Here is a 21,036-nt window from a genome sequence, read left to right as displayed (position 1 = left end):
ACTCTCCCTATGATTGCAGCGGAATGGCAAGCCGCTTAGGCGTCGGCCATCTCCTGTTTCATTTTCTCGATAACCTTGCGGTACTCGGGGTCGCAAGCACCCAGAATCTGCGTAGCATAGATGGCGGCGTTCTTGGCGCCGTTGATGGCAACGCAGGCCACGGGCACGCCCGAAGGCATCTGCACCATCGACAGCAGCGAGTCCATACCGCCCAGGTCACTTGTCTTCATAGGCACGCCGATAACCGGCAGCGGCGTAAAGGCAGCCACGACACCACCCAGGTGAGCGGCCTTGCCGGCGGCAGCGATAATTACTTTGATACCGCGATCGGCAGCAGTCGAGGCCCACTCGTGGACCTTCGCCGGCGTGCGGTGTGCGCTCGCAATGACGAGCTCATAGGGCACACCAAGCGCCTCGAGCTCGGCGGTGCAGCCTTCCATAACGCCCAGATCGGACTTAGAGCCCATGATGATCCCGACAACCGGCTTTTGATCTGCCATAAACAAAGACCTCCTGTTGAGAGCGGCGACGCGGCGGATCCGCGACCCTTAACTACTGAGAGTAGTATAGCTGCTCCCGTCCCTGCGGTCTTTGTGGCGCTTCGCGGGCGGGCCAGGCTTTATCTTCACTCCGGTTGCTTCGCAAAGTCGTTCAGATAAAGCCTGGCCCGCCCGCGAAGCGCCCTGCGACCTACCGGGGATTGCCATGACGTACGTTGGCTGAAATATTAACGTGGGCTCCGCCGTTCGAACGAACGGCGGAGCCCACACTCACTTTTTATTCAGCCCTAGTCATCGCACAAAGCCCCTTCGGCAGCACACGGTGCAGCCAAGTCACCGCAGGCCGGGGCGGGAGGCGGTCCTTTCTCTCGGAAAACTTCGCGAAGCCCAGTTTCCGAGAGAAAGTGTCCGGCTGCCGCCCCGGCCGGCCAGGTCAACTACACCGTGTGCTGCGGCAGGTCCTGCAGGGCGATGACGTCCATGCCCATGTCGTTGGCGCTGCCGTGACCCTGCTGGTCCTCACGCACCGCCTCGATGGCACTCACGTACGTGTTGGCGGCAGACATCGCGGTCACGCAAGTCACGCCGCGGCGCACGGCCTCGGTGCGCAACAGATAACCGTCGCCACGCGAGCCCGGGCCGTACGGTGTGTTGATGATCACCGCGATCTTGCCATCGGCGATGAGGTCACCGATGTTGGGACGCTCGCCGTCGTGCGGGCCGCTGATCTTTTCCACGACCTCACACGTCACGTTGCCTCCGCGCAGCACGCGCGCCGTACCCTCGGTAGAGCAGATGTCAAAGCCCAAGTAGCGCAGGATGCGGGCGACCGAAAGGATATGGCGCTTATCACGGTCGCACACGCTGATGAACACCTTGCCGCAACTCGGGTCGGGCAGCTTGTAGTCAATCGCCAGCTGCGTCTTGGCGTATGCCTCAGGATAGCTCTTGGCGATACCCATGACCTCGCCCGTCGACTTCATCTCGGGCCCCAGAATAACGTCGGCTCCCGGGAAACGGCCCCAGGGCATAACGGCTTCCTTCATGCAGAACCAATCCAGCTGACGCTCGTCGCTCGGCAGGCCAAGACTGGCGATAGAATCGCCCGCCATGATACGCGCCGCGCACTTGGCCAGCGGCACGCCAGTGGCTTTGGAGATGAACGGCACGGTACGGCTGGCGCGCGGGTTGGCCTCGATCACGTAGACGGTCTCGCCCTTGATGGCATACTGCACGTTGACCAAGCCGCGAACTCCCAGCGCCATTGCGATGCGACGCGTGGTCTCGCGGAGCTTCGCCTGCAGGCTCTCGCTAAAGCTGAACGGCGGAATGCAGGTCGCAGAGTCACCGGAGTGAATACCGGCCTCCTCGATATGCTCCAGAATGCCGCCGATGTAGACCTCTTCGCCATCGCACAGGGCGTCGACATCGGACTCGATCGCGCCCTCCAGGAAGCGGTCCAGATACACCGGGTAGTCGGGGCTAATGCGCGCAGCCTCGGCCATGTAATCGCGCAGATGCTCGGCATCGTAGGCGATCATCATGCCGCGACCGCCCAGCACATAGCTCGGACGCACCAGCAGCGGGTAGCCAATGTGCGCGGCAACGGCTTCGGCCTCCTCAAACGAGGTGGCCTGGCCCGCCGGCGGGTACATAATGCCCAGCTTGTCGAGCAGGGCGGCAAAACGCTCGCGGTCCTCGGCAAAATCGATGGCGTCGGTCTTGGTACCCATGATGTTCACGCCGCTCTCCTCGAGCATGCGTGCCAGCTTAAGCGGGGTCTGGCCGCCGAGCGTCACTACGACGCCGTCGGGACGCTCAACGTCGATAACGTCCATGACGTCCTCGTAGGTGAGCGGCTCAAAGTACAGGCGGTCGGACGTGTCGTAGTCGGTCGAGACGGTCTCTGGGTTGCAGTTGACCATGATGGTCTCAAAGCCGCGGGCCGCCAGCGCATAGCTCGCATGCACGCAGCAGTAGTCGAACTCAATACCCTGGCCGATACGGTTGGGACCGGCACCCAGAATCATCGCCTTGGGCTTGCTTGCCGGCGTGGTCTCGTCGGGGGCAACGCACTTCTTGGCGATCGGGCTCGTGCGGTAAATGTTCTCGTAGGTCTTATAGTGGTATTCCGTGGCACTCGAGAACTCGGCGGCGCAGGTGTCGACCGTCTTCATGCTGGGAACCACGCCCAGACCCTTACGGTAAGCGCGAACAAAACGCTCATCCGAGCCGGTCAGCGCGGCAATCTCGGCATCGCTCGTGCCATACTGCTTGAGCAGGCGCATCGCGTCGGCGTCAATGTCCTCCACGCGCAGGCCGCGAACGCTCTCCTGGACCTGCACCATATCGTTGATGCGGTTGAGATACCACGGATCGATACCGCAGATGGCGTGGATGCGCGCAACATCCCAGCCGCGGCGCAGGGCCTCGACCACAAAGAAGATGCGGTGCTCAGTCGGGGTGCCCACGGCCTGGGCGAGTTCATCGTCGCTCAGCTTATCGGCGCCCTCCTTGCCACCGGCGCAAATACCCTGGTGCCCGTCCTCCAGCGAGCGCATGGCCTTGCCAAAGGCTTCCTCAAAGGTGCGGCCGATCGCCATGATCTCGCCCACGGCCTTCATGCGCGTGGTGAGCGTGGGGTCGGTGCCCTTGAATTTCTCAAAGGCAAAGCGCGGCACCTTGACCACGCAGTAGTCGATCGTGGGCTCAAAGCAGGCGGGCGTGGCCTTGGTGATGTCGTTGACGATCTCGTCGAGCGTATAGCCCACGGCCAGGCGAGCGGCGGCCTTGGCGATGGGGAAGCCCGTGGCCTTGGAGGCCAGCGCGGACGAACGGCTCACGCGCGGGTTCATCTCGATGACAATCAGGCGGCCGGTCTGGGGGTTCACGGCAAACTGCACGTTAGAGCCACCGGTCTCGACGCCGATCTTCTCCAAGATAGCGAGCGAGGCGACACGCATGCGCTGATACTCAAGGTCGGAGAGGGTCTGCGCCGGCGCCACGGTGATGGAGTCACCGGTATGTACGCCCATGGGGTCGAGATTCTCGATGGAGCACACGATGATGCCGTTGCCGGCGTGATCACGCATGACCTCCATCTCATACTCTTTCCAGCCCTCGATAGACTCCTCGACCAGTACCTCGTGGGCAGGCGAGAGTTCAAGGCCCTGGCTCACGATGGAGACGAGCTCCTCGTGAGTATGTGCGATGCCGCCACCGGCGCCGCCCAAGGTAAAGCTCGGACGCAGCACACAGGGATAGCCCACACGCTCGGCGATGGCCTCGGCGTCAGCCACGCTGTAGGCATAGCCCGAGCGCGCGACCTCCAGGCCGATCTCGGCCATGGCCTCGTTAAAGAGCTTGCGATCCTCACCGCGCTCGATGGCGGCAAGGTCACAGCCGATCATCTCGACGCCGTACTTGTCGAGTGTGCCGTCCTTTGCCAGCTCGACGGCGGCATTCAGACCGGTCTGGCCGCCCAGCGTGGGCAGCAGCGCATCCGGGCGCTCCTTCTTGATCACGCGCTCGATAAATTCGGCGGTGATGGGCTCGACATAGGTACGGTCGGCCAAGCCCGGGTCGGTCATGATGGTCGCCGGGTTGGAGTTGACCAGGATGACCTCAAAGCCATCCTCCTTGAGCACCTTGCAGGCCTGGGCGCCGGAGTAATCGAACTCGCAGGCCTGGCCAATGACAATGGGGCCCGAGCCAATGACGAGGATACGCTTGATGTCGGTACGTTTAGGCATGTTTAAAACCTCCTAGAGAGGCTGACTCAATGTTTTGGAAAAGTCAGCGAGGGTGCAGCTGGTGCATCAGGTTGCCGTGATGCGAGGGCGCGCTGGGCTTATGCCCGCGCGTCCGAAGCAGAACGGCAAGATGATGTGCCAGATGCAGCCGCAGCGTCGACAGGTCCGCCGTTCGGTAGAACGGCGGAACCACTATCGGCGAAATTCCAGCCGGCAAGGCGGTCCTTGGCGGTATCGATGTCCAGATAGTTCTCCTCGCCGTCCATGAGTCGCGTAAAGGCGGTAAAGAGATAGTGGGCATCGGTGGGGCCGGGCGAGGCCTCGGGATGGTACTGGACCGAGAAGCACGGCGCATCGAGCAGCTGAATACCCTCGGCGGTGCCGTCATTGAGATTCACATGCGTCAGGCGAATGCGGCCGAAGCGCTCGTTCATCACGACCGGCGCGATACCGCGGCGTACCCAGACGCGCAGATCGCCATCGGCCGCGTGCTCGGTCTCGCCGCCCGAAAGCTTGGGGACAAGCTTGCCCAAGCTGGGGAACAACAGGCCAAAGCCGTGGTTTTGCGCGGTGATCTCCACACGGCGGCTGACCAAATTCATAACCGGCTGGTTGCCACCACGATGACCGAATTTGAGTTTTTCCATCTGGGCGCCGCACGCCAGGCTGATCATCTGGTGACCGAGGCAGATGCCAAAGACCGGCACCTTGCCGATCAGCTGCTGCACCTGCTCGTAGGTCTCCACCACGGCATCGGGGTCGCCGGGGCCATTGGACAAAAAGACGCCATCGGGATTCATGTCGAGCACCTGACGCGCGGGTGTATCCCACGGCACGACGGTGAGGTTGCAGCCAGCACGGACCAGGCCCTCCAGGATGCCGCGCTTGACACCGCAGTCGTAGGCGACCACTTTGTGGCGGGCAGGAGCGGCAGGGGCAAGCGCAAAGTCATGCGTAGTGGGCAGGTCGTTCGCAGCAAAGGCATGGGGCTCAGGGCAGCTCACGGTCTTGACCAGGTTCTCGCCGACCAGCGTAGGCGCGGCGGACAGGCGCTCGGCAAGCTCGTCGACGTCGAAGATCTCCGTCGAGATTATGCCCATCTTGGAACCGTTGTCGCGCAGGTGGCGCACGAGAGCGCGGGTGTCGACGCCCTCGATAGCGACGATGCCGTGTGCACGCAGGTACTCCGGCACGCTGACGGTCGAGCGCCAGTTAGAAGGCGTGGCGCACATGTCGTGGACGACCATGCCGCGCATGGCGGGAGCGCTCGCGGGGCGAGCGGTATCGCCGGGGAAGGCCGACTGGACATCGGTCTCGTCAATGCCGTAGTTGCCGATCTGCGGATAGGTCATGGTTACGATTTGGCCGGCATAGCTCGGGTCGGTCATGACCTCAAAGTAGCCCTCGAGCGACGTGTTAAAGCAGACCTCGCCGGTTGCGGTACCCTCGGCACCGCATGCACGGCCATAAAAAATGGTCCCATCCTCAAGATACAGGATGCAGGGACCGCAGGTGCCCTTGCTGGTTTTAGCCAGCATACGCTGGCACAGCTCGCTGGGCGCGACGGTGCGGGCGGCAGCGCCCGCAATATGGTTGTTCGCCATAGTTCTCCTTCCCGGTCTCACAGGACCGGCTTAAAGGTGTGTAGTTAGGCCTCGCGGTATTCTAACCGCAAGCATCGCCCATGGCATTAATTACATAGAATTGTTTACAAAATGATAATTATGACTTCCTGTGCATAATGATTTTTCTGGGACGGGGATTAAAAAATTATTCTGAGAGCAGGGCTTTGTCGCCAACTGCATACATGACAGAATGATTTTTTAATCCCCGTCCCAGAAAAATCATCCCGCGTGGGCTTGCGGCTCACGCGGGATGGCATCGTTCTATGTGGCTGCGGACTACTTTTGCTTGTCCTGCTCCAGCAGCTCGGACGGCGTGCGATCGGGCTTTCCGCCGCGGAAGATCTCTCGACCGTGCAGACGATGCTCAAGATCGCGCTCGGCCTGCTCCTCCGTGATCTTGGTCTGGCTCACCACCGGGTCCTCGATCAGCGATGAAACCGAGTTGACCTGTTTTTGAATGCGCTCGGCAATGGTGTCGTCCATGCTTACGATGCGCATCTTCCAGTCGATACTCGTGGCGTTGGACGAGCTCTTGGTCCAAACGAACGTCAGGATGGCGCTTTGGTGCCCCTGAGCAGGAAACATGCCAAAGAAGGAATCATGCTGGATCCTGCTGTCCTCGTCGATATAGGCGTGAACGTTATACACCACACGGTCGATCTTGTCGTTGAGCAGGGCGTTGGTTGCGAGCGCCGCCGCCTGAATCTGACCGTTGGACAGCAGCTCGAGCTCATTGGCAGAAGACGTGTCCAGCACCGTCACCTCAACCGTGCCCGTGCGCTCATCTGCCTCGTCGACGGTAAAATCGAGCGGGAACTGCGTAAAGCCATTGCCCCATTCAAGTCCACCCTTGAGCGCGGTCGAAACGGTATCCACCGAAACACTTTCGGAAAGGTTCGCGGTATTCAGACGTCGCATCACGCCGTAGCCAATCTGCATGCCAACAATCAGCACCAAAATGCCGATAACCACGGCCATGGCGGTCTTCGTAATGGTATGGCTCACCTGCGAGCCCGAAGGGTCGTCCTCGGACAGCGGGTCGATATGTTTTGCCTGGCTCGCGCGATCCTCGCTGCGCAGCCGCGCCAGCGTCGCCTTGTCGCCGCGCTTGACGGCGGCCTCTTTCTCGCGCATGCGCTCGGTGCGCTTTTTGGCGAGCGTAGGATCCAAGACGCCGGATGCATCGATTTCGGAGAATAACTCCGTCACTTCTTCCGGAGTCAAAGGGTTCTTATCAGCCATGATCTTCCTGTCATATCAATCAGTCGAGCTCGTGCGCACGCGCACCTTCGAACTGCATTCGATAGTAACGGGCATAGGTGCCGCCACGGGCGAGAAGCTCTTCGTGCGTGCCACGTTCCACAACGCGACCATGCTCAACGGTCGCAATCTCGTCAGCATGCTTAATAGTCGAGAGACGGTGGGCGATGATGATCGTGGTACGGCCGCGTGCCAGCTCTTCGAGCGACTCCTGCACCGCTTCCTCGCTCTCGTTATCCAGGGCACTCGTCGCCTCATCCAAAATAAGGATCTTGGGATTCTTGAGAAACACGCGCGCGATGGCGACGCGCTGCTTTTGACCACCCGAAAGACGGCTGCCGCGCTCGCCCACCACGGTGTCGTAGCCCTGCGGAAGCGATTCGATAAAGGTATCGATATTGGCGCGGCGGGCCGCTTCGGCGATCTCTTCTGCCGTGGCGCCCGGCTTGCCGTAGGCGATGTTCTCGCCGATCGTTCCATCAAACAGGTACACATCTTGCTGCACCAAGCCGATGGCACGGCGCAGACTATGCTGCGTCACGTCGCGCACATCCTGGCCGTCGATGCTAATGGAGCCGGCGGCAACGTCGTAAAAGCGCGGCAACAGCGAACAAGTCGTCGATTTGCCGCCGCCCGAGGGACCAACCAAAGCGATGGTCTGACCGGGCTTGATGGACAGGTCCATGTGGTCGATAACAGGGCGTCCGTCGGCGCCGCGCTCGCCCAATTCAACATCCTCGTAGCTAAAGCACACGTCGCGGTACTCCACAGCACCAGCCGTCACCTGCAGATCCGCAGCACCCGGCTTATCCTGAATATCGGGGACAGTCGAGAGCACCTCATCCATGCGCTTAAAGCCGGCGATGGCTTTCTGATACGTCTCAGCCGAATTGACGAGCGTCTCGAGCGGCGTGCAGAACAGCGAAATGTAGAGCGCGAAGGTTGCCATATCGACCGCCTGCAGCTGACCCTGGGCAACGAGCCAACCGCCGAGGAGCACCACGATCACATAGAGCACGCCCGAGAGCAGGCCATACGTCGCGGTATAGACGCCCATGGCGTGATACATGTTCTCCTTGGACGAAAGGTAGCGATTGTTCGAGGCACGAAACTTAGAGCGCTCGGTCTGCTCATTGGCAAAGCTCTTGACCACACGCATGCCCGCCAGCGAATCCTGCAGTTGCGCGTTGATGCCGCTAATCTTTTTGCGGTTATCGCTAAAGACCTCGCGCATACGCATATTCTGCCAAAACATAATGACCGCGAACACCACCGTCACCACAGCCATGGCGAGTGCGAGCACCGGCGCGATGGTAAACAGAATCACAAACGAGCCGATAATCTCGATGCCGCAAATAATGATCCATTCGGGCACGTGGTGCGCCGCCTCGCAGATATCGAACAGGTCATTGACCACGCGGCTCATCATATCGCCCGAGCTGTTGCGATCGAAGTATGCAAAGCTAAACCGTTCGTACTGATCGAACAGGTCCTCACGCATCTTGGACTCCATGCGCGCGCCCATCACGTGGCCCCAATAGCTCACAAAGTAGCGGCAGGCGCAGCGGATGGCATACATCAGCACCAGCCCCACCGCAATCATACCGAGTGCCCGCATAATGGCAGCCTGACCCTGGGTAAACAACCCTCCGGTCAGATTACGCAAGATAATGGGGAACGCCAGGTCAATGGCAGCAAGTACCAGGGCGCAAACAGTATCAGCAACAAAAAGCCCCATCTGGGGCTTGTAATAAGACAGAAAACGCTTCAGCATGTGGTCCTCTAGAAATAGGAAGAACGGAAAAATCGGTTGACCAAGCGAACCGAAAGAAAAACCCACGACAGATATAACGCCAATGTTCTGGCAGCGTCAGCGAAAACGTCCCTAAGCGAGCAAGGTGCCTTGAAAGAGGAGCGACGCGTACTTCGGTACGCGAGCGACGATTGAAAGGCAGATTGCCGCTTAGGGGCGTTTGCAGCGTCGACTCGTTACGCGGTTTGGTAAAACCGCGTAACCTAGAGCTCCGCTCCACCCAAACGATGAGCAATGCTGTCGCAAGCCAAGGCACCCACAACGGTCTTGGCGTCTTCGATCTTGCCGTCGAGTACGGCGTCGATCAGCTCATGCAGTGGTACCAGGTCGACGTTGACAAACTCGTCATCGTCGGGGTCGGGTGCATCAAACTCGAGCTTGGTAGCCAGGTAGATGTGAATGATCTCGTCGCAAAAACCGCAGGTCGTGACAATCGACGTCAAAAAGCGAATACGGCCGGCCTTAAAGCCCGTCTCCTCATGCAGCTCGCGCTTGGCGCAATCGAGCGGGTCCTCACCCGGATCGAGCTTGCCGGCGGGAATCTCGACCGTCACGCGGTCGATGGCAGTGCGATACTGACGTACCAGCACGATCTTGCCGTTCTCGGTCAGTGCCACAACGGCCGCCGCACCCGGATGGCGAACGATATCGCGGGCGCTGCGGTGACCGTTGGGCAGCTCAACCTCAAGACGGTGGACGTCGAGGATCTTGCCCTTCCAGGCGCACTCCTCCGAAAGAATCTTCTCGTGCAGCAGGGCGTCATGCGGGTCTTCGTCCCCCAGCACCAGCGCCGGCTCGTCAGTGACCTCGCCACCAGGCTCGCCCTCGGCGTGCCCATACATGCGGCCGTCCTCTTCGACGATCTGCGCGTCCACGAGCTCTTCGTTCTTCTCGTCCATCCGTCTCATTCCTCTCGGATTTTAGGCATCCCAGGCATCGCGGCCGCGCAGTGCGCGCAGGCCAATGTCGTGACGCAGGGTCTTGCCCTCAAAGTTGATCTTCTCGCAGGCCTCGTAGGCAAGGTCGCGAGCGTTCTCGAACGTATCGCCCAGTGCGGTCACGGCGAGTACACGACCGCCGTTGGTCACGAGCTTGCCGTCCACCACAGCGGTGCCGGCGTGGTACACCGTCACGTTCTCCATGGCCTCGGCGTCCTCGATACCGGTAATGAGCTTGCCCTTCTCGTAGCTGCCGGGATAGCCCGCGCTCGTCAGAACAACGGCAACGGCCCACTCGTCACGCCAATCGAGTTCAACCTGATCGAGCTCGCAGTTGGCGCAGGCAAGCATGACCTCGACCAGGTCGTTCTTAAGGCGCGGCAGCACGACCTGCGTCTCGGGATCGCCAAAGCGGGCATTGAACTCCAGCACCTTGGGGCCGGCGGGGGTAAGCATAAAGCCGCCGTACAGGCAGCCGCGGTAGTCGATGCCCTCGGCGGCAAGCTCTGCCACGGTCTGTTCCATGACCTTCACCATGGTGGCATGCTCCTCGTCGGTCACGATAGGCACCGGGCTGTAGACGCCCATGCCGCCCGTGTTGGGGCCCTTGTCGCCCTCGAGCGCGCGCTTGTGGTCCTGCGAGGTGGCCATGGGACGAACGGTCTTGCCGTCGGTAAAGGCCAGCAGCGAGCACTCGGGGCCGGTCAGCATCTCCTCGATAACCACCGTATTACCGGCATCGCCAAAGGCTCCGCCAAAACACTCACGCACAGCCTCCTCGGCCTGCGAAAGCTCGGTTGCCACGATAACGCCCTTGCCCGCGGCAAGGCCGTCGGCCTTGACGACCAGCGGAGCACCCTGCTCGCGCACATAGGCAAGAGCCGAAGCCTCGTCGATAAATGAGCCATAGGCTGCCGTCGGGATACCAGCGCGCTCCATGAGCTGCTTGGAGAACAGCTTAGAGCCCTCCATCTGGGCGCCCTCGGCACCCGGGCCAAAGCACGGGATGCCCGCCGCGCGGACGGCGTCTGCAACGCCCGCCACGAGCGGAGCCTCGGGGCCAATCACCACGAGTCCGCATCCATGGCTCTGGGCAAACGCCGCCACGGCCGCAGGATCGCAATCGTCGAGAACCACATTCTCGCCGCAGCTCGCGGTGCCGCCGTTACCCGGCGCGATGTAGAGCTTGCCGGCGCGCGGTGATGCTGCGAGCTTGGCTGCCAGAGCATGCTCGCGGCCGCCGCTGCCCAACAACAGGATGTCGATGGTTTGAGTGTCCGCCTTCAAGGGTGCCTCCTCTATGGATTACCGGCCCGCTCCGCGCGGGCCCATTACAAGCAAATATACCCCTCGGCCGCCCATCTGGACTGCAAAGGGGTATATCGCAATAACCAAATAACGCCGATTACTTCCAGAATCGGTTGATGATCTGCTCGCGACCGGCGCCGACGCCGATAAACGTCACGCGGGTGTGTGCCAGATCCTCGATAAATGCCACGTAGTCCTGAGCCTCCTGCGGCAGCTCGTCAAAGCTGCGGCAGCCGGTGATGTCGCACTTCCAGCCAGGGAGCTCCTCGTAGATGGGCTTGGCATGCTCAAAGCGCACCTGGTGCTCGGGTACGCTCGTGTAACGTTCGCCGTCGACGTCATAGGCAACGCACACCTTAATGGTGTCGAAGGCCGAAAGCACGTCGAGCTTGGTCACGGCGATGTCGGTGAGGCCGTTGACGCGTGAGGCATAGTTGGCGATAGGGCCGTCAAACCAGCCGCAGCGACGACGGCGGCCGGTGGTCACGCCGTACTCGTAGCCCTCCTCGGTCAGCGTGTGGCCGGCCTCGGACTCGTAGGAAAGCTCGGTGGGCATGGGGCCCGAACCGACGCGGGTGATATAGGCCTTCATGACGCCCAGCACGCGGTCGACGTTCTTCATGCCGACGCCGGAACCGGTAATGGCGCCGCCGGCGGTGCAGTTGGAAGACGTCACGTACGGATAGGTGCCGTGGTCGATGTCGAGCAGCGTCGCCTGGGCGCCCTCAAACAGCAAATCCTTGCCCTCGTCGATCATGTTGTTGAGCAGCAGGCTCGTCTCGGTGATGTAGGGGCGCAGGCGCTCGGCCATGGGCAGGTACTCGTCGCAAATCTGGTCCACGGTGTAGGTGGGCAGGTTGTAGATGAGCTCTAGCTCGGGGTTCACGCGGGCAAGAGCGGTCTCCAGCTTATCGCGGAACAGCGCCTCATCCAGCATGTCCTGCATACGCAGGCCAATACGGGCCATCTTGTCCTGGTAGCACGGACCGATGCCGCGCTTGGTGGTACCGATGTTCTTCTTGCCGAGCTTCTGCTCAAAGGCGCCATCCAGATCGATGTGGTACGGCATGATGACATGCGCGTTGCCGCTGATCTTGAGATTCTTGGTGGTGATGCCGTCGGCCTCGAACATGTCGATCTCCTCAAGGACGACCTTGGGGTTGACGACGCAGCCGTTACCGATCACCGACACGTGGTCGGAATACATGATGCCGGAGGGCACCTGGTGCAGGCCGTACTTCTTGCCGTTGACGACGATGGTGTGGCCGGCGTTGTTGCCGCCCGAATAGCGCACGACGGCATCAAAGTCGCCGGCGACCAGGTCGCAGATCTTACCCTTGCCCTCATCGCCCCACTGGGCACCGACCAAAACGGTTGACGGCATGTTTACTCCTCACATTCATGGACTGTCCGCACACCGCAAGTGCGCAGAAGCACAAAACATTCCCAGTATACCCGTGCAACGGGCGCCTGTCCTACTCCTCGGTATGCGCCCCATCAAGCTCATAGAACTTGGTGGATGCCGGCAGGAACATCAGGTCGACGTCGCCAATCGGGCCCGAACGGTTCTTGGCCACGACGATACGCGTAACGCCCTCGTCGGGTCGGTCGTCGCGCGAGGCCTCGGCCTCGTCGGCGGATCGGTCCAAGAACATGACGATATCGGCGTCCTGCTCGATGGAGCCCGATTCACGCAGGTCGGACAGCTGCGGGCGCTTGCCGGTACGGGATTCAACCTGACGCGACAGCTGCGACAGCGCGATCAGCGGAATCTTGAGCTCCTTGGCCATAATCTTCAGACCACGCGACATCTCGGAGACCTCGACGGTACGGCTCTCGGAACGACGTCCCGGCGGAGGACTCACCAGCTGCAAATAGTCCAGGATGATGATGGCCTTCTCCTTGTTATGGAGCATGCGGCGGCTCTTGGCGCGAATCTCGGTCACCGTGGTGCCGGGCGTATCGTCAATCAGAATATCGAGCTTGGACAGCGTCTGCGTGGCCTCATTGATGTTGGCCCACTGCTCGGGACTAATGCGGCCCGTACGGAAATCGCTGATCGAGATCATGGCATAGGCGCAAATCAGACGCTGGGCAATTTCCTTGCCCGACATCTCCAGCGAGAAGAAGCCGACGGTATAGCCCGCGGCGGCGGCGTTGAGCGCCAAGTTCAGGGCGAACGACGTCTTACCCACGGCGGGGCGGGCGCCGATGATGATGAGCTGACCTTCGCGGAAACCCATGAGCATACGGTCGAGCGACGGGAAGCCCGTGGGCACGCCTGCAGCCTGACCGCCAGCCTTGCACACTTCCTCGGCCTCGTTATAGGCCTCGACCATAAACTCGGTCAGCGTCTTGTAGCTCGACTTAACCTCACGCGCCGTGACCTTGAGCAGCTTGCTCTCGGCCAGCTCCACGACCTCTTTGGTGTCGGTGGGGGCGTTGTAGGCCAGCGCGTTGATCTCGTTGGTGGCGCCAATCAGCTCACGCAGCATCGAGTCGCGACGAACGATGGCGGCATGGTGCTGCCAGTTGACGAGCGACAGGGTCTGTCCCATCAGCTCCAAAATGTACGCCTCGCCGCCCACGGCATCGAGCTTGTTGATGCTTCGCAGGTAATCGATCAGCGAGATGGAGTCGATGGGGATGCGACTGTTGTACATATCGACCATCGCGGTATAGATGGTCTTATGAATGGGCCGGTAGAAGTCATCGGGCTGCAGCTCGACCTGGGCCTCTTCGACCACCTCGGGCGATAGCAGCATAGCGGCCAGTACGTTGGCCTCTGCATCTTGGTTTTGGGGGAGACCCAACTTGGAACCGCGGTCCTCGACCGTCAGTCCCGTCTCCCTATCGTCATATGCCATGAGCATCCTCATTCATATCGCTTGCGAGCATCCATAGTATCAGCCACGGCTATAAATCGAGCCGCGCCTTGGCAATCATCACCGAACCAAACGGATGAACGGTCCTATACACGGGACCGCATCTCAATGACTGCTATGAACTCACCCGGCGCAAAAAACAAAAGGGCGCCCCGGTTTCCCAGAGCGCCCTTCTTAGAACAAGATTGTTGCGTTGCAGCAAATGCTACTCGGCAGCAGCCTCAGTCTCGACCTCGGCGGTCTCGGCCTCGGCGACCTCAGCGGCCTCCTCGACCTCAGCTTCGGCAGCGAGCTCCTCGGCGGTAACGCCGACGAGAACGACAACCTCGGCCTTGATCTCGCGGTACAGCGAGATGGCAACGGTGTGGGCACCGGCAACCTTGATGGGCTTACCGAGCTCGACGCGCTTGCGGTCGATGTCCATACCGAGCTGAGCCTTGATGGCGTCAGCGATCATAGCGGCGGTAACGGAGCCAAAGAGGATGCCCTCGTCGCCGACCTTGACGTCAACGGTGACCGTCTTGCCCTCGAAGGCAGCCTTGGTCTCGTTGGCGGTAGCCAGGCGGACGGCCTCGCGCTTGGCGATGTTGTTGCGCCGCTCGTCAAGCTGCTTGAGGTTGCCCTTGGTGGCGGCAACAGCGAGCTTCTTGGGGAACAGGAAGTTCTCAGCGTAACCCTGAGCGACCTCTACGACGTCACCCTCGCCGCCCTTGCCCTTGATCTCATCGAGAAGAATAACCTTCATGATGCGTCTCCCTTCTTAGCCGCGGTCGCGGTTGCCACGAGAGGAAACCACGGGGACGGTGTACGGCAGGAGAGCCATCTCGCGGGCGCGCTTGATGGCGTTGGCGATGTCATGCTGATGCTGCGTGCAAGCGCCAGTGACGCGACGGGGCTTGATCTTGCCACGGTCGGTCATGTACTTACGGAGAAGTTGAGTGTCCTTATAGTCGATGAACTCAGTGTTCTCCTTGCAGAACTGGCAGTACTTACGACGCGGCTGACGTGCAGAAAAATCATTAGCCATGTCAAAATACCTTTCATTTGGCAACTTCGGCGAACCGAAGCCGCCTCTCACTCAAAAATAGGTGAACAACCCTTAGAACGGGATGTCCTCATCGTAGACGTCGACCGCGGGCGGCGTAGCCACCGGTGCGGCAGGACGTGCTGCGGGCGCGGGAGCTGCGGGGGCGTAACCGCCCTGATCGTAGCCACCCTGGCCACCACGGGAGCTCATAAACTCGATCTCATCGACGATGACCTCAAGCTTGCTCCGGCGCTGGCCATCGCGCTCCCAAGAGCTGTAGCGCAGCTTGCCCTCGATCGCGACCTTGTTTCCCTTTGCCAGGAAACGGCTCACGGCCTCGGCGCGCGTGCCGAACATAGTGCAGTCGACAAAGTTGGGATAGTCCTCCCACTCGCCAGTCTGCGGGTTGCGGCGACGATCGTTCACGGCGACGCCAAAGGACAGAACCTGGGTTCCGCCGGCGGTGGCGCGCAGCTCGGGATCGCGGGTGAGGTTACCGGTGATGTTCACTCGATTGATGCTCATAACTCACTACTTCCTCTTGGGGAACAAGCCCAGTCCAAAACGACAGTCTTACTCCTGGTCGTCGCGACGGACGATCATGTGGCGGACCACAGCGTCGGTGATGCGCAGGACGCGATCAAGCTCGGCGATCTGGGTAGGATCTGCGTGGAAGTTGATGAGGGTGTAGTCACCATCGGTGAGGTCGTTGATCTCGTAGGCGAGCTTGCGCTTGCCCCACTCGTCAACGGAGTCGACCTTGCCAGCGCCCTCAGCGATCGTGGTATCGATACGCTTCATAACAGCGAGACGAGTCTCGGGGTCGAGCGACGGGTCAACAAAGAACAGCAGTTCATAAGCCTTCATATTGTCACCTCCTCTGGGCAAATGTGGCTTCAGGTCGTGAAGGTGCGCCTGAAGCAGGAAAAGACTTTGTAATAATATCTTTCAACCTCCCAGGCCGCAAGAATATGCAGCTACAACCTCATGACCTCCACATATGCCCATACTCACACGGCATTTCATGCGTCTTCCAACCAAATGCTGACCAAATGCTTGACGGAACTGTGGACAAGATACGGCGCTGCGGGGACAAACCAAATCAAACTGCAGGTCAGCCATTGCAAGGCTGTGGTCGCAAAATGCATACCAGTGGCTCACAACACCGTTCAAATATTTTTAAAATTGCTGCCACGTCGTCTATAAATACCTATTTTGAACAATTTGTTGTATGCAGCCATGCTGGTCAGAGCCCGTTTTTGACCTTCTCGATCCCGTCACGAAGCCAAGCGATTCAAAAAATGCCAACTTTTCTGTTTGCACTTTGCGATTCCTCGTGTATACTGACTTTCGCATTTAACGGAGAGTTGTCCGAGTGGCCGAAGGAGCACGATTGGAAATCGTGTAGGCGTCAAAAGCGTCTCCAGGGTTCAAATCCCTGACTCTCCGCCAGTTAATTCCAAAGCAGGCCTTAGTGCCTGCTTTGTTTTTACCCCACGCGGAGGGGTGGCAGAGTGGTTGAATGCGGCGGTCTCGAAAACCGTTTGGCCTGTATAAGGTCACGAGGGTTCGAATCCCTCCTCCTCCGCCATTTAGATTGAGGAAGCTCCAAGGAATGGGGGCTTTTTTGTTTTGAGTCCCTAACAAGCAAATACGGCGGAGGAGGAGGGATTCGAACCCGCCAGGGCGCAAAGCGTAAAGAAAACGCGCCAGTGGCGCGTTTTTAGCGCAGCGCGGTCGGCGCAAGCCGACCGGATAAATTTTGAGCTCTGCTCAAAATTTAGACATCCCTCCTATTCAGCCAAGCCCCCATCGCGTTCAGCATCAACCCAGATCCCCAAACATGTACATCACCCTCCAAAAACGGCATTGTTCGACATCTTTGGAGGCTGATGTACATACTTGAAACCTATGACCGCACCCAGTCCCGACCGTTTGCCGAGCAATAGGGTCGCGATCGTCGCCGAACATGTACTATGTACGGGCATTGTCCAATCCCGTAACTCAAAGGACCCCATCTTGCCCGTCGTCGCCGCCATAACCGTTACCTCACATGCCTCGGATGCCATGGTCGCTATCCCATTTTGGCTCGAGATGTTCGCCGTTGTCGCTGCATCGATCTCGGGTGTGCTGGTTGCGCGCGAACACAAGCTCGACCTGGTGGGCGCGGTCGCACTCGCGGTAGTCTGCGGTCTGGGCGGCGGTCTTTTGCGCGACATGACACTCCAGGTCGGCAACGTCTACATCCTCAACCAGCCAATGGCGCTGCCGCTCTCCATCGCCACGGCGGCCATCATTTACATCTTCCCGGCAATCGTCGATAAGCCCGACAAACTCATCCCCCTGCTCGACATCATCTCGGTCGGCATCTATGCGGCAACCGGCGCAGACAAGGCACTGGTCTACGGATTTGCACCCGTCGTTTGCATCATGATGGGCTTTTTCACCGCGGTGGGCGGCGGCATGCTGCGCGACGGCTTTATGGGCGTGGTTCCGGGCATTTTCCAACGCACCAACTTTTATGCCATCGCGGCCATCGCCGGATCGGCAAGCTATGTAAGCCTCGTCATGAGTGGCTTGGTCAGCAATGTCGCCGCGCTGGTCGTATGCGTTATCGTGACCATGGGTCTGCGCTGGCTCTCGCTGCGCTTTGACATCAAAAGCCCCACCGAAGAAGACATCGCGCACTTTTTACATCGCAAAAAGTAGATAGCAAGGCACGACCCTTCGAAATGCAACCGAGAGGTTCTTTTAGAGCGCTCGCACGTTGGGTATCCTGTTAGATATATGCCGAGTATCTAACGAAGGATTCACTATGCCTTGCAACCTAGAACCGTCGACCAAGCGCCACAAAGCGCAGGGCCGCATCGCCCTCCTATTCGTACTGATTGCGCTTGCGCTGACCGCGCTTCCCACTACGTCGTTCGCCGGCACAGACACCGCGGGCAACGTACTCGCAACCGAAGCTGACTCAAATCCGTCTAGCGCCGAGGGCGACCTGTACTGGGCTGGCCAAAGCCTTAACCTGGACGATGCCTCCATCGGCCGCGATATTATCGCGGCAGGCGACAGCCTATCGATTCGCGACTGCACCGTAGGCGGAGCCGTTCGTCTGGCGGCACGCACCATCGATATCTCCAAAACCGCAATCGATGGCAGCGTGACGGTAGCCGGTCAGCACGTCGTGCTCAACACCGGTAGCACCGCCAGCTGTTTTTACGCGATGGGCGAGACGGTTGCCCTGCGTGGCTCCGCCAAGTCGGCAGCGCTCGCGGGCAGTACGGTAACCATCGACGGCACCGTCGATGGCGATATCGAGGTCTGGGCCGATAAGCTCGTCTTGGGCAAAAATGCCCGCATCACCGGCACGGTGAACGCCCACATCTCCGAGGATCCCGAGCGGGCCGAGGGCGCTCAGGTCGGAGCCCTCAAGATCGACCGCACCGAGAACGAGGACACCTCAACGATTAACGACACCATCGGCGGCATCGTCGCCGCGGCGCTTTCTACCTGCTTTGTCGCAATCCTCCTCGAGCTCGTCCTTCCGCGCGCGACCGCCAGCGCCGCCGGCATGCTTCGTCAACGACCTACCCCTCTGTGGGTGAGCGGTCTTTTGGGCACGGTGGCCGCCGTTCCCGCCGTCCTGCTGCTCACCATCTCGATTGCAGGTCTGTCGCTCGCCGGAGCTCTCATGTGCGCCGTGATCGGCATCGCTCTGGTCTCGGCGGCATTTACGGGCACCGCGATCGCACGCATGGTCGGACACAACCAGAACCGCTACGCCATGGCCGTCGTGGGCGGTATCGCCGCGGGCGTACTCACGGCACTTCCCCTTATGGGCAGCTTTGTCAGCGGCGTAGCCTTCGTCTTTACGCTCGGCTACGTCATCCAGATCATCTGGCGCAACGCCCGCCTCAAGCCGCAACAAGCCTCCAACACGCCAGGACTCCCCACCGCCTAGCCGTCAGCCCCACAAAGGGGACAGGCACCTTTGTGGGGGTGCAGACCAACTCAATCCCTGTACACAAAAAAGGGCACCGACCGCGATGGTCGGCGCCCTTTCTTGTTAGTCGCTATAAAGCTCGGCGCTTATTTGTTGACCTGACCGGCGCGGACGGCGGCCTTCTTGCGGTCGGTGGCATTGAGCAGACGCTTGCGCAGGCGGATGTTCTTGGGAGTGATCTCCACCAGCTCGTCGTCGGCGATGTACTCCAGCGCCTCCTCCAGCGAGAAGGTGCGGGGCGGCACCAGCTGGACGGAGATATCGGAGGTCGAGGAACGCTGGTTGCCCAGGTTCTTGGTACGGGCGATGTTGACGACCATGTCGCCGGCCTTGCTGCGCTCGCCCACGATCATGCCCTCGTAGCATTCGGTACCCGGCTCAACAAACAGCTGGCCGCGCTCCTGCAGCGTGCCCAGAGCGTAGGCAACGGCCTTCTCGGTGGTCATGGAGATCATGGCGCCGTTCTGGCGGTTGCCGATCTCGCCGGCATAGGGGCCGTACTCCAGGAAGGTGTGGTAGAACACGCCCTCGCCGTGAGTGACGTTCATGATGCGGTTCTTAAGACCCATGATGCCGCGGGTCGGGATCTTAAACTCAAGGTGCGTCACGATGCCCGAGGTATCCATGCTCGTCATGATGCCGCCGGAGGTGCCGAAGACCTCAACGACCTTGCCCGAGTACTCGTCCGGGCACTCGACGACGGCCTGCTCGACGGGCTCCATCTTGTTGCCGTTCTCATCCTTCTTAAACAGAACGCGGGGACGACCGACCTGGAACTCAAAGCCCTCGCGGCGCATGGACTCCATCAGAACGGACAGGTGCAGGATGCCGCGGCCCGAGACCTCGACGCCGCTCTTGTCCTCGAGCTCCTCGATCTTCATGGTCACGTTGTTCTCGGCCTCGTTGAACAGGCGCTCCTTGAGCTGACGGGCGCCCACGATGTCGCCGTCACGACCGACGAGCGGGGAGGTCGAGGCCTCAAAGACGATGGACAGGGTCGGCGGGTCGATCTCGATGGGCTCGAGCTCGACGGGGTTCTCGGGATCGGTGTAGACATCGCCGATGTCGGTGCGGTCGATGCCCACGACAGCGGCGATGTCACCGGCGCCGACTTCCTGGCACTCGGTGCGGCCCAGGTAGTCGAAGGTAAAGAGCTGCTTGACGGTAGCGGTGGCGCTGGAGCCGTCGTTCTTGACGACCAGGATCTGATCGCCCTGGTGGATGGTACCGGAGTACACGCGACCGATGCCGATACGGCCGACGAAGTTGGAGTGGTCGATGGTCACGCACTGCATGGCCAGCGGGGCGTTCTCGTCAACCTCGGGCGTGGGCATGTCATCGATGATCATATCGAGCAGCGGATACATGTCCATGTTGCCGTCGTTGGGGTCAAGGCGGGCAAAGCCATTCATGGCGCTGGCGTAGACCACGTGCTCCATGGCAAACTCAAGCTGGTCGTCGGTGGCGCCCAGGTCGGCCATCAGGTCCAGGCAGTCGTTGTAGGCCTTCTCGGGGTTGGCGCCCGGACGGTCGATCTTGTTGATGACGATCATGATCTTGAGGCCGGTGTCGATGGCGTGACGCAGCACGAAGCGGGTCTGGGGCATGGGGCCCTCAAAGGCATCGACCAGCAGCAGGGCGCCGTCGGCCATACGCAGCACGCGCTCGACCTCGCCGCCAAAGTCAGCGTGGCCCGGGGTGTCGATGACGTTGATCTTAACGTCCTTGTACTCGATAGAGATGTTCTTGGCGAGAATCGTAATGCCGCGCTCGCGCTCCTGGTCGTTAGAATCCAGGACGCGGTCCTCGACCTGCTGGTTGGCACGGAAGGCGTCCGTGGCACGCAGGAGCTTGTCGACCATCGTCGTCTTGCCGTGGTCGACGTGAGCGATGATGGCGATGTTCCTCAGATTGTCTACGCGCAT

The 21,036-nt window shown here is 60.4% G+C and carries 16 protein-coding genes and 2 tRNA genes; 4 read left to right on the top strand and 14 right to left on the bottom strand.

Translation table 11 applies throughout. The features are described 5' to 3' along the window. Positions 1–35 precede the first annotated feature (35 nt). From purE to rpsF, 13 genes are all read right to left on the bottom strand, one after another. Positions 36–500: a 5-(carboxyamino)imidazole ribonucleotide mutase gene (gene purE / locus ACGHEN_RS00150; RefSeq protein ID WP_006235810.1), complete on the bottom strand. Its 465-nt coding sequence runs from the start codon at positions 498–500 to the stop codon at positions 36–38. Between the two features lie 437 nt (positions 501–937). After that, on the bottom strand, positions 938–4,252 hold the full coding sequence (gene carB, locus ACGHEN_RS00145; RefSeq protein ID WP_390396280.1) for a carbamoyl-phosphate synthase large subunit: 3,315 nt from the start codon (positions 4,250–4,252) through the stop codon (positions 938–940). Positions 4,253–4,350: 98 nt separating this feature from the next. Then, a complete protein-coding gene (gene carA, locus ACGHEN_RS00140; RefSeq protein ID WP_390396278.1) occupies positions 4,351–5,856 on the bottom strand; it encodes a glutamine-hydrolyzing carbamoyl-phosphate synthase small subunit in 1,506 nt (501 codons plus the stop codon). Positions 5,857–6,153: 297 nt separating this feature from the next. Further along, positions 6,154–7,119, bottom strand: a complete 966-nt coding sequence (locus ACGHEN_RS00135) for a hypothetical protein (protein ID WP_118080038.1) — start codon at positions 7,117–7,119, stop codon at positions 6,154–6,156. Between the two features lie 19 nt (positions 7,120–7,138). Continuing rightward, entirely contained in the window at positions 7,139–8,911 is a 1,773-nt protein-coding gene (locus ACGHEN_RS00130; protein ID WP_390396273.1) for an ABC transporter ATP-binding protein, read from the bottom strand. Between the two features lie 242 nt (positions 8,912–9,153). After that, on the bottom strand, positions 9,154–9,849 hold the full coding sequence (locus ACGHEN_RS00125; RefSeq protein WP_390396271.1) for an NUDIX domain-containing protein: 696 nt from the start codon (positions 9,847–9,849) through the stop codon (positions 9,154–9,156). Between the two features lie 21 nt (positions 9,850–9,870). Then, positions 9,871–11,175 (bottom strand): phosphoribosylamine--glycine ligase, encoded by a 1,305-nt coding sequence (gene purD / locus ACGHEN_RS00120; RefSeq protein WP_390396268.1) that lies wholly within the window; start codon positions 11,173–11,175, stop codon positions 9,871–9,873. Positions 11,176–11,293: 118 nt separating this feature from the next. Then, positions 11,294–12,580 (bottom strand): adenylosuccinate synthase, encoded by a 1,287-nt coding sequence (locus ACGHEN_RS00115; protein WP_022094075.1) that lies wholly within the window; start codon positions 12,578–12,580, stop codon positions 11,294–11,296. A gap of 91 nt (positions 12,581–12,671) precedes the next feature. Further along, positions 12,672–14,069, bottom strand: coding sequence for a replicative DNA helicase (dnaB, locus tag ACGHEN_RS00110; RefSeq protein WP_117778659.1), 1,398 nt, complete (start codon positions 14,067–14,069; stop codon positions 12,672–12,674). A gap of 217 nt (positions 14,070–14,286) precedes the next feature. After that, on the bottom strand, positions 14,287–14,826 hold the full coding sequence (gene rplI, locus ACGHEN_RS00105; protein WP_022094073.1) for a 50S ribosomal protein L9: 540 nt from the start codon (positions 14,824–14,826) through the stop codon (positions 14,287–14,289). Between the two features lie 15 nt (positions 14,827–14,841). Beyond that, complete coding sequence (gene rpsR / locus ACGHEN_RS00100) at positions 14,842–15,108, bottom strand: 30S ribosomal protein S18 (RefSeq protein ID WP_006235829.1); 267 nt, start codon at positions 15,106–15,108, stop codon at positions 14,842–14,844. A 72-nt stretch (positions 15,109–15,180) separates the two neighbouring features. Then, positions 15,181–15,633, bottom strand: a complete 453-nt coding sequence (locus tag ACGHEN_RS00095; protein WP_055310294.1) for a single-stranded DNA-binding protein — start codon at positions 15,631–15,633, stop codon at positions 15,181–15,183. A 48-nt stretch (positions 15,634–15,681) separates the two neighbouring features. After that, complete coding sequence (rpsF, locus tag ACGHEN_RS00090; RefSeq protein ID WP_006235831.1) at positions 15,682–15,975, bottom strand: 30S ribosomal protein S6; 294 nt, start codon at positions 15,973–15,975, stop codon at positions 15,682–15,684. 494 nt (positions 15,976–16,469) lie between these two features. Between rpsF and ACGHEN_RS00085 the strand changes: the two genes are divergently transcribed. The 4 genes from ACGHEN_RS00085 to ACGHEN_RS00070 all read left to right on the top strand — a co-directional run bounded on the left by ACGHEN_RS00085 (position 16,470) and on the right by ACGHEN_RS00070 (position 19,069). Then, a tRNA-Ser gene (locus ACGHEN_RS00085) sits at positions 16,470–16,560 on the top strand. Positions 16,561–16,608: 48 nt separating this feature from the next. Beyond that, positions 16,609–16,699 (top strand) — tRNA-Ser (locus ACGHEN_RS00080). A gap of 428 nt (positions 16,700–17,127) precedes the next feature. Beyond that, the gene (locus tag ACGHEN_RS00075; RefSeq protein ID WP_390396261.1) at positions 17,128–17,817 is read left to right on the top strand and encodes a trimeric intracellular cation channel family protein; all 690 of its coding nucleotides are present in this window, start codon (positions 17,128–17,130) and stop codon (positions 17,815–17,817) included. A 106-nt stretch (positions 17,818–17,923) separates the two neighbouring features. Beyond that, on the top strand, positions 17,924–19,069 hold the full coding sequence (locus ACGHEN_RS00070; protein WP_390396258.1) for a hypothetical protein: 1,146 nt from the start codon (positions 17,924–17,926) through the stop codon (positions 19,067–19,069). A 128-nt stretch (positions 19,070–19,197) separates the two neighbouring features. Here the strand turns inward: ACGHEN_RS00070 and typA are convergent, their stop codons facing one another. Beyond that, complete coding sequence (gene typA, locus ACGHEN_RS00065) at positions 19,198–21,036, bottom strand: translational GTPase TypA (RefSeq protein WP_390396256.1); 1,839 nt, start codon at positions 21,034–21,036, stop codon at positions 19,198–19,200.

It is taken from the genome of Collinsella sp. i06-0019-1H4 (genome assembly GCF_042849575.1).
GTDB lineage: Bacteria > Actinomycetota > Coriobacteriia > Coriobacteriales > Coriobacteriaceae > Collinsella.
The sequence above is the reverse complement of the archived record's forward strand: the minus strand, read 5'-3'. Positions and strand labels throughout refer to the sequence as shown.

Bases quoted from the DNA above. Each gene is read 5' to 3' on its own strand.
- purE (WP_006235810.1), bottom strand. From the start codon at position 500: ATGGCAGATCAAAAGCCGGTTGTCGGGATCATCATGGGCTCTAAGTCC.
- carB (WP_390396280.1), bottom strand. From the start codon at position 4,252: ATGCCTAAACGTACCGACATCAAGCGTATCCTCGTCATTGGCTCGGGC.
- carA (WP_390396278.1), bottom strand. From the start codon at position 5,856: ATGGCGAACAACCATATTGCGGGCGCTGCCGCCCGCACCGTCGCGCCC.
- ACGHEN_RS00135 (WP_118080038.1), bottom strand. From the start codon at position 7,119: ATGGCTGATAAGAACCCTTTGACTCCGGAAGAAGTGACGGAGTTATTC.
- ACGHEN_RS00130 (WP_390396273.1), bottom strand. From the start codon at position 8,911: ATGCTGAAGCGTTTTCTGTCTTATTACAAGCCCCAGATGGGGCTTTTT.
- ACGHEN_RS00125 (WP_390396271.1), bottom strand. From the start codon at position 9,849: ATGGACGAGAAGAACGAAGAGCTCGTGGACGCGCAGATCGTCGAAGAG.
- ACGHEN_RS00115 (WP_022094075.1), bottom strand. From the start codon at position 12,580: ATGCCGTCAACCGTTTTGGTCGGTGCCCAGTGGGGCGATGAGGGCAAG.
- dnaB (WP_117778659.1), bottom strand. From the start codon at position 14,069: ATGCTCATGGCATATGACGATAGGGAGACGGGACTGACGGTCGAGGAC.
- rplI (WP_022094073.1), bottom strand. From the start codon at position 14,826: ATGAAGGTTATTCTTCTCGATGAGATCAAGGGCAAGGGCGGCGAGGGT.
- rpsR (WP_006235829.1), bottom strand. From the start codon at position 15,108: ATGGCTAATGATTTTTCTGCACGTCAGCCGCGTCGTAAGTACTGCCAG.
- ACGHEN_RS00095 (WP_055310294.1), bottom strand. From the start codon at position 15,633: ATGAGCATCAATCGAGTGAACATCACCGGTAACCTCACCCGCGATCCC.
- rpsF (WP_006235831.1), bottom strand. From the start codon at position 15,975: ATGAAGGCTTATGAACTGCTGTTCTTTGTTGACCCGTCGCTCGACCCC.
- ACGHEN_RS00070 (WP_390396258.1), top strand. From the start codon at position 17,924: ATGCCTTGCAACCTAGAACCGTCGACCAAGCGCCACAAAGCGCAGGGC.
- typA (WP_390396256.1), bottom strand. From the start codon at position 21,036: ATGCGCGTAGACAATCTGAGGAACATCGCCATCATCGCTCACGTCGAC.